This is a genomic window from Pseudomonas sp. LBUM1668, from assembly GCF_059695715.1.
In genome coordinates, this window is the sequence record NZ_CP166787.1 from 3343926 (window position 1) to 3358679 (window position 14754).

At 61.7% G+C, this 14754-nt stretch carries 12 protein-coding genes; 1 reads left to right on the forward strand and 11 read right to left on the reverse strand.

Going from position 1 to position 14754, the window contains the following annotated elements:
• Positions 1-8 precede the first annotated feature (8 nt).
• Positions 9-530, forward strand: coding sequence for a DUF4142 domain-containing protein (locus ACA061_RS14925; protein ID WP_497299500.1), 522 nt, complete (start codon positions 9-11; stop codon positions 528-530).
• Positions 531-592: 62 nt separating this feature from the next.
• On the opposite strand, the gene ACA061_RS14930 is transcribed toward ACA061_RS14925, so the two are convergent.
• The 11 genes from ACA061_RS14930 to lexA all read right to left on the reverse strand — a co-directional run bounded on the left by ACA061_RS14930 (position 593) and on the right by lexA (position 14745).
• The gene (locus ACA061_RS14930) at positions 593-871 is read right to left on the reverse strand and encodes a hypothetical protein (RefSeq protein WP_150602480.1); all 279 of its coding nucleotides are present in this window, start codon (positions 869-871) and stop codon (positions 593-595) included.
• A gap of 106 nt (positions 872-977) precedes the next feature.
• A complete protein-coding gene (locus tag ACA061_RS14935; protein WP_497299501.1) occupies positions 978-3611 on the reverse strand; it encodes an excinuclease ABC subunit UvrA in 2634 nt (877 codons plus the stop codon).
• A gap of 232 nt (positions 3612-3843) precedes the next feature.
• On the reverse strand, positions 3844-5955 hold the full coding sequence (locus ACA061_RS14940; protein ID WP_497299502.1) for a hybrid sensor histidine kinase/response regulator: 2112 nt from the start codon (positions 5953-5955) through the stop codon (positions 3844-3846).
• Positions 5956-6089: 134 nt separating this feature from the next.
• The gene (locus ACA061_RS14945; protein ID WP_042559433.1) at positions 6090-6779 is read right to left on the reverse strand and encodes a GntR family transcriptional regulator; all 690 of its coding nucleotides are present in this window, start codon (positions 6777-6779) and stop codon (positions 6090-6092) included.
• Between the two features lie 221 nt (positions 6780-7000).
• A complete protein-coding gene (locus ACA061_RS14950) occupies positions 7001-7660 on the reverse strand; it encodes a DUF799 domain-containing protein (RefSeq protein ID WP_042559434.1) in 660 nt (219 codons plus the stop codon).
• On the reverse strand, positions 7657-8025 hold the full coding sequence (locus ACA061_RS14955; protein WP_150615432.1) for a DUF4810 domain-containing protein: 369 nt from the start codon (positions 8023-8025) through the stop codon (positions 7657-7659). Before ACA061_RS14955 ends, ACA061_RS14950 begins: the two co-directional genes overlap by 4 nt.
• A 29-nt stretch (positions 8026-8054) precedes the next feature.
• A complete protein-coding gene (locus ACA061_RS14960; RefSeq protein WP_191626419.1) occupies positions 8055-8741 on the reverse strand; it encodes a CsgG/HfaB family protein in 687 nt (228 codons plus the stop codon).
• A 272-nt stretch (positions 8742-9013) separates the two neighbouring features.
• Entirely contained in the window at positions 9014-12091 is a 3078-nt protein-coding gene (locus tag ACA061_RS14965; RefSeq protein WP_497299503.1) for an error-prone DNA polymerase, read from the reverse strand.
• Positions 12088-13503 (reverse strand): Y-family DNA polymerase, encoded by a 1416-nt coding sequence (locus ACA061_RS14970; protein ID WP_150602492.1) that lies wholly within the window; start codon positions 13501-13503, stop codon positions 12088-12090. The genes ACA061_RS14965 and ACA061_RS14970 overlap by 4 nt, the downstream gene beginning before the upstream one ends.
• Before the next feature lie 7 nt (positions 13504-13510).
• Positions 13511-14128, reverse strand: coding sequence for a translesion DNA synthesis-associated protein ImuA (gene imuA / locus ACA061_RS14975; RefSeq protein WP_497299504.1), 618 nt, complete (start codon positions 14126-14128; stop codon positions 13511-13513).
• Positions 14128-14745 (reverse strand): transcriptional repressor LexA, encoded by a 618-nt coding sequence (lexA, locus tag ACA061_RS14980; RefSeq protein ID WP_047301573.1) that lies wholly within the window; start codon positions 14743-14745, stop codon positions 14128-14130. The genes imuA and lexA overlap by 1 nt, the downstream gene beginning before the upstream one ends.
• Between the last annotated feature and the right edge of the window lie 9 nt (positions 14746-14754).

Below are 14754 nucleotides of genomic sequence, written 5' to 3' on the forward strand. Positions count from 1 at the left end.
TACACCAAATGGACGGATTCAACCTGCGTCACATTGCTCTGGCCGTTGCCCTGAGTGCCAGCATGGGCAGCGCGTTCGCTGCCACCGACAATGACTTCGTCGACAATGCCGCTGCCGGTGGCATCGCCGAAATCGAAACCAGTCGCCTGGCGCTGGAAAAAAGCCAATCGGCCGATATCAAGAAATTCGCCGAAATGATGATCACCGATCACAGCAAGGCCAATGACGAACTGGCGACGATTGCCAAGGCTCACGATATCGAGGTGCCGGACACCACCACGCTGGTCAAACAGGCCAAAGAGAAAATCCTTGAAGTACGTGACGAATCTTTCGATGCCGCCTACGCCAACAACCAGGTGAAGGCTCACGAAGACACCATTGAGCTGTTCAAGAAACAAGCCAATACCGTGACGGATGACAAGGTCAAGGGTGCAACTGAACTGAAAGCCTTTGCCCAGAAAATGCTGCCAGGACTGGAAAAACATCTGACAGCGGCGAAAGAGCTGCAGGCCAAACACCCAAGCAAGTAAGTATCGGGCAGTCAAAAAGAGGCCGCATCCAATGGATGCGGCCTCGTCGTTTTCAACCTCGATCAACCCCCATCAGTATCAATATCCGCATCCGTCTCCTCCCCCGGCTTCGCCCGGTCCGGCTCAGGTTCGAAACCGGGGCTGAACTCGTTGTCGTTATCGGTGTTCTGGTTCTTCTGATCCACTGCCGGGTCAGCACTTTGCGTCTGGCCTGTATCGCCCTGCTGCTGCGCAGGCTGCGTCGGCGCCGATTGCCCCGGTACTTGCGGGTCGATCGCCGGGTCATTGCGATTGATCGCTTCCCCGGATTGATTGTGCTGCTGTGTCGATTGCTCGTTCATAAGCACCTCATTAGTCATCGCCAGCGCGACTGAAACCAGTCGGGCCTTGCAGATTCGAAGCCGCCATCGCGCCAACGTTCAAAACATCGCGCCTTGGAACTCGCTGTTAACGGCTCAAGGCGCGGGCCAGAAACGGCGCCGTCCGGCTCTTTTTACTGGCGGCAACTTTCTGCGGCGTGCCCGCCACGACAATCTTGCCGCCCTCATCCCCTGCCCCCGGGCCGATGTCGATCACCCAGTCGCTTTGCGCGACCACGCGCATTTCGTGCTCGACCACGATGACCGTGTGCCCTGCTGTCACCAGCGTATCCAGTTGTTCCAACAGTCGGTCGACATCCCGCGGGTGCAGGCCGGTGGTCGGTTCATCCAGCACATACAACGTCGCGCCGCGCTGATTGCGCTGCAACTCGGTGGCCAGTTTGATCCGCTGCGCCTCACCGCCCGACAGCTCCGTGGCCGGTTGACCCAGTCGCAAATAACCAAGGCCGATATCGCGCAGAACCTCCAGCGAACGGCGAATCCCCGGCTGCCCGACAAAAACTTCCACCGCCTCATCGACCGTCAATTGCAGCACCTGAGCGATGCTCAAACCCTCCCACAAAACCGCCAGCGTCTGTGGGTTGTAGCGCGCGCCATGACAGGTCGGGCACGGCGCATACACGCTGGGCATAAACAGCAACTCAACGCTGACAAACCCCTCGCCTTCGCACGTCGCGCAACGGCCCTTGGCAACGTTGAAGGAAAACTGCCCGGCGTCATAGCCCGCCGCTCGCGCCTGGGGAGTGGCGGCAAACAGCTTGCGCACGTTGTCGAACAGCCCGGTGTAGGTCGCCAGATTGGAGCGTGGCGTACGGCCGATGGGTTTCTGATCGACCTGCACCAGGCGCTTGATCGACTCCAGCCCGGCCGTGATCTGGCCGCTGCTGACTTGCGGCGCGTCGTCTTCAAGGCTCAGCTCTTCAGCCTCAGCCTCAGTGCTTGGCCGTCCCAGTTGTGCACCGACCAGTTCCAGCAACGCCTGACTGACCAGACTCGACTTGCCGGAACCGGAGACACCGGTCACCGACGTGAAGCAGCCCAAAGGAAACTCGGCGCTGAGGTTGTTGAGGTTATTGCGGGTGATGCCCTCCAGCTTCAGCCACGCCGTCGGCTTGCGCGCGGCACGCGTCTGGCGTGGCGCTTCGGCGAACAGATAAGCGCGGGTCTGCGATTGTTCGACGTCGGCCAGCCCCGCAGGTGGGCCGCTGTACAACACCTGACCGCCCTTCTCACCCGCCGCCGGCCCGACGTCAATCAACCAGTCAGCGCGGCGCATGGTTTCCAGATCATGCTCAACCACAAACAGCGTGTTGCCATCGGCCTTCAAGCGCTGCAACGCTTCGAACAACGCCTCACCATCGGCCGGATGCAAACCGGCGGAGGGCTCATCAAGCACGTAGATCACGCCAAACAACTGCGAGCCCAATTGCGTCGCCAGTCGCAGGCGCTGCAACTCTCCGGACGACAAGGTCGGCGTGCTGCGCTCCAGAGCCAGATAGCCCAGCCCCAGTTCGGTCAACGTGGTGACCCGTTCCAGCAGATCCTCGGCAATGCGCTGCGCCGCCAGGCGTTTTTCCAGTGACAGGTTCGGTGTGTGGCGCACATCTGGCGCGCTGGCGTGACCACTGCCCCCCTTTGCGACGCGTTGTTGACGGGCCTCGCGGGTTTGCGCGTGACTGAGGGTTTCGCCGGTTTCCTCGGCGTGTTCGAGGTAACTGGCGGCCGCCACCGGTTTTAGAACTTCGGCGACTTGCAGCAGCGGCATCTGTGACAACTCGCCGATGTCGTACCCGGCAAACGTCACCGCCAACGCCTCGCGCTTCAGCCGTTTGCCATCGCACAACGGGCAAGGACTGCCGAGCATGAACCGCGCCACGCGCTTTTTCATCAGCGCACTTTGCGAGTGGGTGAAGGTGTGCAGGATGTAGCGGCGGGCGCCGGTGAAGGTGCCTTGATAACTCGGTTCCATCTTGCGTTTGAGGGCGACACGGGTCTCTTCCGGGGTCAGCCCGGCGTACACCGGCACGGTCGGGGTTTCTTCGGTGAAGAGAATCCAGTCGCGCTGCTTTTTCGGCAATTTGCGCCACGGGATGTCGACGTCGATGCCCATCGTCACGAGGATGTCGCGCAGGTTCTGCCCCTGCCATGCCAGCGGCCAGGACGCCACGGCACGCTGGCGGATGGTCAGGCTTGGGTCAGGCACCATCAATTGTTCGGTGACTTCATAGACCCGCCCCAGGCCATGACAATCAGGGCAGGCGCCCTGCGGCGTGTTCGGCGAAAAGTCTTCGGCGTACAGCATCGCCTGCCCCGGCGGGTAACTGCCGGCGCGGGAATAGAGCATGCGGATCAGGCTCGACAACGTAGTGACACTGCCCACCGAGGAACGCGTGCTCGGCGTACCCCGCTGCTGTTGCAGGGCCACGGCGGGCGGCAGGCCTTCGATGGAATCGACATCCGGCACCCCGACCTGATCAATCAGCCGCCGCGCGTAGGGCGCGACCGATTCGAAGTAGCGGCGCTGGGCCTCGGCATACAAGGTGGAAAAAGCCAGGGACGACTTGCCCGACCCGGACACGCCGGTGAACACCACCAATGCATCGCGGGGGATGTCGATGTCGACGTTCTTCAGGTTGTGCTCACGGGCGCCACGCACGCGGACCATGCCGGCGGGTGCTTTGGAGGTGCGTTTGGAAGTCATTGGCGGGCCTTGTTCAGGAGTCTGGATTATCTGTCGATAGTTATGCAGACCCTGTGGTGAGGGGATTTATCCCCGACGGAGTGCGAAGCGCTCCCCCGGCATTTTTCCAGACATACCGCAGGCTCAGGTTTTGCGACGGCTGCGCCGCCGATCGGGGATAAATCCCCTCGCCACGGATGACTTTCTCATCACAGGTGATCTTCCTCGCCATGAAGAAAGGGGTGAATTGGGGTCAAGCGCCGAGCACCGAACGAATCATCTGCAACATCGACTCCGGGCTATAGGGTTTACCGAGCAAATGTGTGTCGGGGCTCAACTGGTGGTTGCGCGAGATGATGTCGCGGGTATGGCCGGAGGTGAACAGCACCGCCACCGGTGGCGTCTGCACCTTGGCCCAGGCGAACAGGTCGGAACTTTTTATAAGCCCGGGCATGACCACGTCGGTGAAGATCAGGTCGACTTCAACGCCGTCCAGCAGCATTTGCATTGCCGCATCGCCATTGCCGGCAGTCAGCACGCGATAACCCTCTTCGCGCAGCAGTTCCACTGCCGAGGCGCGCACCGCGTCGTTGTCCTCGACCACCAGAACGGTCTCGTGACCGCCGCCCAGCGGTTCATCGGTCGCCGGTGATTCTTCGCGAATCGGCCGCAGACTGCGCGGGAAGTACAGCTGCACGCGCGTACCCTCGCCCAGCGTGCTGTCGATCTCGACATGCCCGCCGCTCTGTTTGACGAAACCGAACACCATGCTCAAACCGAGCCCCGTGCCCTGGCCGTCGGCCTTGGTGGTGAAGAACGGTTCGAACACCTGCTCCAGAATCTGCGAGGGAATGCCGGCGCCGGTATCGCTGACCGCCACCCGCACGAATTCGCCGGGAACGATGCCTTTGCCGGCGCAAAACGTGCTGTCCAGAAAAGTATTGAAGGCGCTCAGCACAATCGTGCCCTCGCCTTTCATGGCATCGCGAGCGTTGATCGCCAAATTGAGAATGGCGTTTTCCAGTTGATTGCGGTCGACGTTGATGTGCCACGGCTCTTGCGGCAATTGCACATCGATCTGAATGGTTTCGCCCAGCGCCCGTTGCAGCAACTCACCGACGCCTTCAAAGATCTGCTGCGGATTGCACACGGCCGGCGACAGCGGTTGACGCCGGGCAAACGCGAGCAGTTGCGAAGACAGCTTAGCCCCGCGCTCGACCGCCGCCAGCGAAGCGCTGACGCGCCGCTGCACATTGGCGTTATCCGGCTCATGCCGCGCCAGCAGGTGCAGGTTGCCGGCAATTACCTGCAACAGGTTATTGAAGTCATGGGCCACGCCACCGGTAAGTCCGCCAATGGACTCGAGCTTTTGCGATTGGCGCAGTTGTTCTTCGGCAGTGAGCCGCGCTTCGACTTCATCGGCCACGCGCTGTTCGAGGTTACGGGTGAACTTGAGCAGGGACTCTTCGGCGCTCTTGCGCTCATGAATGTCGATCAACACCCCGGGGAAACGCAGCGCTTCGCCGTGCTCGTCGAATTCGCAACCGCCGCTGGCCAGCACCCAAAGGTAACTGCCATCGCTGCGCAGTACGCGGTATTCGACGTTGTACGGGGCGCCAGTCTTTACGCAATGGTCAATATTTTCCTGAACCCAGGCACGGTCATCGGGGTGAATTCGCGATTGCGCAATGTGTTGTGCCAGGTTGCTCAGATCATGTTCCGGCGGGTAAGAAAATGTGCGGGCAAAACGCTCGTCCGCCGACAACACATTGTTCTTCACATCCCAGACAAACGAGCCGAGCAAAGCCCCGGCGTTGAGCGCCAGGCGTACGCGTTCGTTGTCGGCCCGGAAGGCTTCCTCGGCGGCTTGACGCAATTGCTCGGAACGCACGAGTTCGGTGGTTTCCACCACCATTGCCATCACCCCGGACGGACGCCCTTCGTCATTGGCCACGGGGCTGTAATACAGATCCATCCAGACGTTTTCAGGAACCCCGTCGCGCAACAACACCAGCTCTTTGTTGCGAAACGACAAAGTGCCACCCGCCAGGCAAGTGTCGACCACATGCCGATTGAACTCGGCGACCTCCGGCCAACCCAATTCCACCGGCGCACCGAGCAAGTAGGGATGGCGGCCACCGGCAAATTCCGAATAAGCATCGTTGTAGATCATGTAACCGGCGCGGCCCCAGAGCATGACCATCGGCAACGGCGAGGCGAGCATCAACTGCACGGCACAGCACAGACTGGCGGGCCAGGTATCGAGCGGACCCAGTTCGGTATGGCTCCAGTCGAACGCGCAGATGCGTCCGGCCATTTCGCCTTTCCAGCCTTCACAACCGTGGCTATCGGATAAAAACTGCATCGAGTGACTCGGTGTCCTGTGTGTTTGCCCGAATGATCGCGAAGCCAAATCGCTGCGATCGCCCGTCTGTTTCGAGCATCGTCTGACTCATTGGTTTCATTAGAGGTATAGCCGATTTCAAGGCCGGCTCAGGATTAAACGCCGATCAGGTGTTTGAGCGGATGGTAGCCAGTTTTCATCTTCGCGGCGACGTCGAGAATCGCCTTCTCGATGCCGTTGAGGTGTGTGCAGGTCAACTCGATGGCAGCGCTCTGATCGCCGGCCTCGATGTATTCGATCAGGCGCAGGTGTTCGTTGTCGCGGCAGGCCTCATGGCTGTCGTCGTCCAGCGCGGCAATGTACAGCGAGGCGCGGGAAATCAGCTTCTGGAACCAGTCGAGCAGTACCGGGTTGTTGAGGCTGCGCGCGAGTTTGATGTGGAACTCGCCGAGCAAGTGAATCAGCCGCGGATGGTCCCCGGCCGCGTGGGCCTCTTCCTCCAGCAGCAGGTGTTCACGCAGCTCTTGCATCGCTGCGGTGTCCTTGCGGCGGCACAGTTCAGTGACGATGCCGATCTCGATCAAGCGCCGGGTTTCAAACAGCGAACGGATCTCTTCATTGCTCGGCAACGACACCGACGCACCTTTATTGGGCTCGGTCGTCACCAGTCCGTCGGCCTCCAACTGCTTGAGCGCGGCGCGAACCGACGTGCGGCTGACATTAAATAACTCCGCCAGCGAGGCTTCGCCCAGTTTCATCCCCGGACGTAGCGAGCGCTTGCTGATCGCCTCGTAAACCCCTTGGTAGACGCGGTCGACCGTGGTTTCCGGTTTTTTCTCGGTCATTCGAAAGCTCCTTCAGTGCTGGCAACGCAGCAGTGGCGCATGAACTGTCGCGCAGAATATCGCCTTCGGCCTGAAGATGCAGGGTCTTGATTACGAGTCGATGAGGTGCCGAGCGCTTTTGGCCCCTGAAAGCAAAAGATCGCAGCCTTCGGCAGCTCCTACAGGGAAATACATTCCGAATGTAGGGGCTGCCGAAGGCTGCGATCTTTTGATCTGCGTTTTTAGTCCGTGCCGTACTTCGGCGAACGCGGACCGTACAACAGACCTGCCGGATGCCCGGCCGACAGCAGGCGATTACTGGCCACGCCGGCAATCGGGAAACCGGCATCGGTGGAACTGTTGATGATCTGCTTCACCGCCGCCGTGATCAGCATGCCGATCAGGCCGCCGCCACCGTTGTTGCCGCCCTCTTCGCTCGATGCACGGGCCGAGCCGGTCCACAGCGTGGTGCCGCTTTTCAGATCAACCAGTTTCGCCGTTGCAGTAACTGCGGTTTCGCTGCTGATCACCATGTAACGCGTCCCGTATTCGGTCACGGTGATGTACAACGCCGCGTCGGCGCCGAAGATTTCCTGCAGTTTGTTGGCCGGTGCCTGGTGGATATCATCCGGCGTGGTCAAACCGTTCTGGCGAAAAGTCTCGTCAACCAGAGTGATCGGCAATACGTAGTAACCGGCCTCGGCCAGTGGAAACGTTACCTGCGACAGCAGACTGTAGGAGGCTTTGACGTCAGGTGAAGTGTTCAGCGGCGGCAATACCAGAATGGTCTTGGGCCGTGCCTGCTTGTACGCCGAATAGTCCACGGTCTTGGGCTTGACGCAGCCACCGAGCACGCTCAGTGCCAGCACGCCGACCAGCAGTTTCACTGCACGCGGGATCATTTGGCGTCTCCGGTCTTGGCGTTTTTAAGCAGAAAATCCATGTACGTGCCGGACTCGGGAAACAGAGTCTTTTCTGTACGGAACTGCTGCACCATCTGATCATCCTTGCCCATGCTCAGATAGAGCAGCCCCAAGTGCGCGTGGTAACCCGGTGGTACGGCTTTACCCGAGGAGCGGATTTTTTGCAGGTCGGCTTCCAGCGCTTCGGCCTGGGCTTCTTTCGGTGTTTCGCTTTTGAAGTATTCGTAGACCTGCGGTTCGTAGCCTTCCCACTGGTACAGGGTTTTCGGGCCGGCACAACCGGCCAGCAAGGTGCTGGCGGCCAGGGTCAAGGCCAGCAGCGACCGCGACAGAGTCAAATTCATGTGTTGTTGCTCCTTGCAATGGGCGTCGATCAGTTGCCCGGTTTCCAGGCACCGGCGTTCATACCATCCACCAGACGATTGATCGCCTCGCGCATGGCCAGATCCAGGACTTTGCCGTTGAGGGTGGAGTCGTAGGCAGCGGTGCCGCCGAAGCCGATGATTTCGCGGTTGGACAAGGCGTACTCGCCTGCGCCCTGGGTCGAATACACCACTTCCGAAGTGCTGATGTTGACGATGTTCAGGTTGACCTTGGCGTAAGCGACCTGGGTCTTGCCACGGCCGAGAATGCCGAACAACTGGTGATCGCCAGTCTCTTTGCGGCCGAACTCGGTGACGTCACCGGTGACCACGTAATCGGCGCCTTTCAGACGCTGGGCCTGGCCCTTGATCGCCGCTTCCTGCTGGATTTCGCCCATGTTGTCGCGATCCAGCACGGAGAAACGGTTGGTCTGCTGCAAGTGCGTGATCAGGATGGTCTTGGCCTGACCGCCGAGACGGTCAACGCCATCGGAAAAGATCCCGCGCATGTAGCTGGAACGGTTGTCGAACTTACCCACCGCCATCGGCACACGAACGCCGGTCCAGACTTGAGAAGCGCTTTCAACCTTGGCCACCGGCAGCGCACGGGAGCTTTCGGTGGCGCAACCGGCGAGGGTGCTGGCCAGCGTGCCGAGCACGGCGATTGCAACGCCTGAGACCAACATCCGGGAGATCATTCTCACTGAGTATTCCTTCTTGAAAAACGGTGTGTCCCGGCACGGCAACGCGGCGGGGAGCTGAAAAGGGGCGGCATTATGACAAAGTGCCATCATTCACGACAGGTTTTTTTGACGCCAATTAATCGGCTGGCGGGCATCACACAAAACCCTGTAGGAGTGAGCCTGCTCGCGATGGCGTCTTATCAGATGAATATTCTTTAACTGATAGATCGCTATCGCGAGCAGGCTCACTCCTACAGAGGGTTCATGGCAGGCTGGGATAAAGCTGATCAGTGAAAATCGCGGCTCTGTACGCGGATGCCGTTGAGCAGCGGGCTCAGGTCACTCAGGCGTCCGGCGATCAGGTGGCGCACTTCGCCCTGGCGCTCCCAGCGGCCATCGACCCTGAGCAGTTGCGAGCCGACCAGCACCTGGCGTTGACGCTCGGCGAGGTCGCGCCAGACCACCACGTTGACGTTGCCAAACTCGTCTTCCAGCGTCACGAATGTCACGCCGCTGGCGGTGCCCGGACGTTGCCGGCCCGTGACCAATCCGGCAATGCTGACCGGGCGTCCATGCTCGACATCGAGCAACTCTTGCGAACTGCGGCAGCGCCGCGCCTTCAACTCATCGCGCAGCAGTGCCAGCGGATGTGGTCCCAACGTGGTGCCGACCGTTGTGTAATCCGCGTGCAAGTCCTCGCCGACACTGGGTTTGGGCAGCACCACGTCAGGATCTTCCTGACTCGACAACCCGGCAAACAACCCAAGCTGTTTCTGCACCCCGGCCACTTCCCAGCGCGCCCGATGCCGATGCCCGGCCAAACCGCGTAACGCCCCGGAATCTGCCAGCAACGCCTGCGCCCGACTGTCGAGTTCGGCGCGCTCCCCCAGATCGGCGACATCGGCAAATGCTCCGCGTGCCCGCGCCGCTTCGATACGCCGGGCGTCGTCCTCGCGAAAACCCTTGATCATGCGCAGGCCCATGCGAATCGCCGGTTGCGCGCCGCTGATCGGCTCCAGACTGCAATCCCAGTCACTGGCGCGCACATCCACCGCACGGATCTGCAACTGATGCCGACGCGCGTCCTGCAGAATCTGGTCAGGGCTATAGAACCCCATCGGCCAACTGTTGATCAGCGCACAGGCGAACGCCGCCGGTTCATGGCACTTGAGCCAGCAACTGGCGTAGGTCAGCAAGGCGAAACTGGCGGCGTGGGACTCGGGAAAACCGTAACTGCCGAAGCCTTTGATCTGCTCGAAAATCTGCGCGGCGAACTCCGGTGTGTAGCCGTTTTTCTTCATGCCGGCAGCGAGTCGTTCCTTGTGTGGCTCAAGCCCGCCGTGGCGTTTCCAGGCGGCCATTGAGCGGCGCAACTGATCGGCCTCGCCGGGGCTGTAGTCGGCGGCGACGATGGCGATCTGCATCACCTGTTCCTGAAACAGCGGCACGCCGAGGGTGCGTTTGAGCACCACTTCCAGTTCCGGCGAAGGATAGGTTTCCGCCTCTTCCTTGTTTCTGCGGCGTAGATACGGATGGACCATGCCGCCCTGAATCGGCCCCGGCCGGACGATGGCCACTTCGATCACCAGATCGTAAAACTTCGCCGGTTTCAGGCGTGGCAGCATCGACATCTGCGCGCGGGACTCGATCTGGAACACGCCGATGGTGTCGGCACGGCTGATCATCTCGTAGGTCGGTTTGTCTTCTGGGGGGATCGTCGCCAATGTCAGGTCTTGATGGCGATGACGGCGCAGCAGATCGAAACAGCGGCGAATCGCACTGAGCATGCCGAGGGCAAGAATATCGACCTTGAGCAACCCGACCGCATCGAGGTCGTCCTTGTCCCACTGGATGATCGTGCGGTCAGCCATCGCCGCATTTTCCACCGGCACCAGACTGTCGAGCGGCTGTTCGGAAATCACGAAACCGCCGGGATGTTGCGACAGGTGCCGGGGAAAACCGATCAGTTGCCCGGTCAGGCTCAGCACCCGGCGCAGCACCGGACTGTCAGGGTCGAACCCGCCTTCGAGCAAACGCGCAAGAGGCGGCGTTTCATCGCTCCAATGGCCGCAGCAATCGGCCAGCGCGTTGATCTGATCCGGCGGCAGGCCCAGGGCCTTGGCCACATCGCGCACCGCGCCGGCGGCGTGATACGTGCTGACCACCGCCGTCAACGCCGCACGGTTGCGACCATAACGACGAAACACGTATTGCAGGACTTCTTCGCGACGTTCGTGTTCGAAATCGACGTCGATGTCCGGCGGCTCGTTGCGCTCTTTCGACATGAAGCGTTCGAACAACAGCGTGGTGCGATCCGGATCAATTTCGGTGATGCCCAAGGCAAAACACACCGCCGAGTTGGCCGCCGAACCGCGGCCCTGACAGAGGATGTGCTGTTCGCGGGCGAAGTTCACTACGTCATGCACAGTGAGGAAGTAACTTTCGTAGCCGAGCTCGGCGATCAGCGTCAACTCATCGTCGATCTGCTTGAGCACTTTGGCTTGCGGACCTTTCGGCCAGCGCCAGGCGATGCCTTCGTCAGTCAGATGGCGCAACCAGGAACTGGCGCTGTGCCCTTCAGGCACCAGCTCTTTGGGATATTGATAACGCAACTGACTCAGATCGAAGGTGCAACGCCGAGCCAGCGCCACTGACTCATCCAGCAACGCCGGCGGATACAGTTCCCGCTGCACCTCGACGCTGCGCAGATGCCGCTCGCCGTTGGGGTGCAGGCGCAATCCGGCTTCGGCCACCGGCACGTGGTGCCGAATCGCCGTCATGGTGTCCTGCAAGGCACGCCGGCCACGGGCATGCATGTGCACATCGCCACTGGCCACCGCGGCAATCCCCAACTCAGCGGCCAGGCTCAACAACGCCGCCAATCGCCGCTGATCGTCCTGCCCGCGATGCAGTTGCACCGCCAGCCACAGCCGTTCGCCGAAGGTTTGCCGCAGCCAACGCCCCTGCTCCGCGTCATCGACGCTGTCCGGCACCCAAAGCGTCAGCAACCCCGGCAACGGCTCGCTGAAGTCCTCGCGCAGCACCTGATACTGGCCTTTTTGCGTACGCCGCCGGGCGCGGGTGATCAAGCCGCACAGTGCCTGATAACCGGCAAGGTTCTCCACCAGCAGCACCAGTTTCGGGCCGTTTTCGATGCGGATTTCGCTGCCGATAATCAACGGCAGCTCAACGGATTTCGCCGCTTGCCAGGCACGCACGATCCCGGCCAAGGTGCATTCATCGGTGATCGCCAGCGCTTGATAGCCGTGCTTTTTCGCCCGCTGGAACAGCTCCAGCGCACTCGAGGCACCGCGTTGGAAACTGAAGTTCGACAGGCAGTGCAGTTCGGCGTAGCCATTGTTCATGCGAACCAGCCCTGCAGCCACAACGGACCGCCCTCGCCCACCGCCCGATAAGCCCAGCCCTGCTGCCCGGCGCGGTTCTGGATCAGGTAGTAATCGCGGCGCACATCGTCACCGTCCCACCAGCCGGATTCGATACGCTCAGGGCCCATGAGGATCCGTGCCGAACCCTGCGCTACGCTCTGCGGCTCGCCCAGCAACCAGCCCGGTCGCTGGACACTCGGCAAACCGGCGCAGCGTTGTTTGTCGACGGCGTTTTGCCACGCGCACTCCGGACGATGGTCGGCCTGAAAACGCAGGCCTTGCACCGCGTCGTCGCCCAGCCGTGCGCGCAGGCGTTCGCGCAATTGCTCCCAGGGCAAGGTCTGCTGCGGACGGTCGTCGAACAACTCCTGAAACTGCGGCACGAAACTCGGCAGATCTTCGGCGCGCAGCCGGAAGCCGCGCACCGGGGCCTCGACCTGCACTTGTTCCAGTCGGCCACGGGCCAGTTCGAAGAGCATCGCCGGATCGCGCTCGGCGCTGAGCAGGCCGACCTTGATCAGCGTATCCGGCAACCCGGCATGTTCCAGATGCAGATCGAAACGCTGCACGCCGCTGTCGCGCCCACACAGGAACGCCGATAGATCGCCGGTCAAACGTCGCAAAGGAAATAAAAGCGCCTGATGGGATTGCACGTCGAAATTGAGTTCGATGCGCACATCGAAACGATCCGGCGGCAGATAAAACGCCAGCGCCAGCGGACGTGCGCCAAACAGGGTGTCGAGATGCTTGAGCATCTGCGCTTCGAAGCGTCGCGCCAACGCCTGACGCGGCAGGCTCTGCACCTGACTGAGATTGCGCAGGCCCATGCGCGACAATGCCGTGGCCACACCCGGCTCCAGACCGACGCGGTCGATGGGCAATTGCCCCAGGTGATGCTGCAAGGCTTCACCGTCCGGCACCACCAAACCGTCATAAGCATTGGCCAGCACTCGCGCCGCCACCGGGTTGGGCGCGGCGACGATGCGATGACGGAAACCCAGCTCGGTCAGCTCTTTGCGCAGCCGCACTTCGAACTGCGCCCAGGAACCGAACAGGCCCAGGCTCGATTCGATCTCGAACACCACGGTACGCGGGTAATGCACGCTGACCTGTGAGCTGAAACGATAGGCCCATGCGGCGAGAAACTGCTGCCAGTGCTCGACCTCGGCGACGTCGTAATCGGCGGTGGCAAAGCCTTTGCTCAAGGCTTGCGCGGCGGTCATGGACTGGCCGGGACGCAAGCCAAGTTTGCGCGCCGCGCCATTAACGGCTTGCAGCACCCGGCGCTGGGCCGGGCCGCTGAGCAGCACCAACGGTTCATCGGGTTCGGGACGCTGACGCAGCACAGCGTCGAGGGCCAATTGCGGGAACAGAATACACACCCAGCGCATGACGACCTCAGTGACCCACGGCAAAGGCAATAGGCGTCGCGCGTGCCAGCCCGCCACGGCACTTGAGCACGCGCAACTGGGCAGGTTTGGCATCAATGGCAATGCGCAGCGCCGCCGGCGACGGGTTGACCGCCTCGCTCAACGAGCGCCAGGCAAAGGCCAGGGTCTGGCCGGTTTCCGCCGCCACCTGCAAACGCCGTAACGCGCGGTCATCAGCCTTGTGCGGCCAGCACAGCACCGCGCCACAACTGCCCGAACGCAAGCATTGTTCCGCCGCCCACAAGGCATCGCGCTCACTGGCCTGAATCACCGACAACTGCCGCAGATCGACCCCGGCGTTTTCCCACGCTTGCGGGTATGGCACGAACGGCGGCGCCACCAGCACGATGCGCTCGCCCGCCGCCGACAGCCGCGCCAGTGTCGGCCAGACCAGTTGCAGTTCGCCGACCCCGGGGCCGGCCAGGAGGATTTCGCTCAGCGCCGCTTCCGGCCAGCCACCACTGGGCAACGCTGCATCCAGTGCGGCATGCCCGGTCGGTTGCGGGCTCGCGGCCGGTGGCGCAGGCCGGCCTTTCCAGACCTGGCCGCCATTGAACAGCGTATCCAACGCAACGACGGCGCCCATCAGCCTTGCCTCACCAGGCCGCAGAACACTCCCTCAATAGCCAGATCCTGATCATCACGCACGACAATCGGCTGGTAGGCCGGGTTGCGCGGCAGCAGGCGAACCTCATCGCCCGTGCGCTCAAAGCGTTTGATGGTGACTTCACCGTCGAGCCGCGCCACGACGATCTGGCCGTTGAGCGCCTCGGGATTGCGCCGCACGCCGACCAGATCGCCGTCGAGAATGCCATCCTCGATCATCGAGTCGCCCTGCACCCGCAGCATGTAGTCGGGCGTACGGGAGAACAGCGCCGGGTCGAGCAGCAAACGGCTATGGAGATCGGCATCGGCGCCAATCGGCGCACCGGCGGCCACCCGGCCGAGCACGGGAATGTCGAGCAACTCCGGTCGCGCCGGTTGCCCAAGCAAGCGAATGCCCCGCGCCTGATGCGGGTTGACCTCGATAAACCCAGCTTCAGTGAGCGCCAGCACATGCTTGCGCGCCACGCTGCGCGAGGCAAAACCAAAAGCCTCGCTGATTTCAGCGAGGCTTGGGGGCTGACCGTGTTCGGCGATGCGTTCGCGGATAAAAGTCAGAATGGCGGTACGGCGGGGAGTCAGGTTTGTCATGGAGTACATTTGTACTCC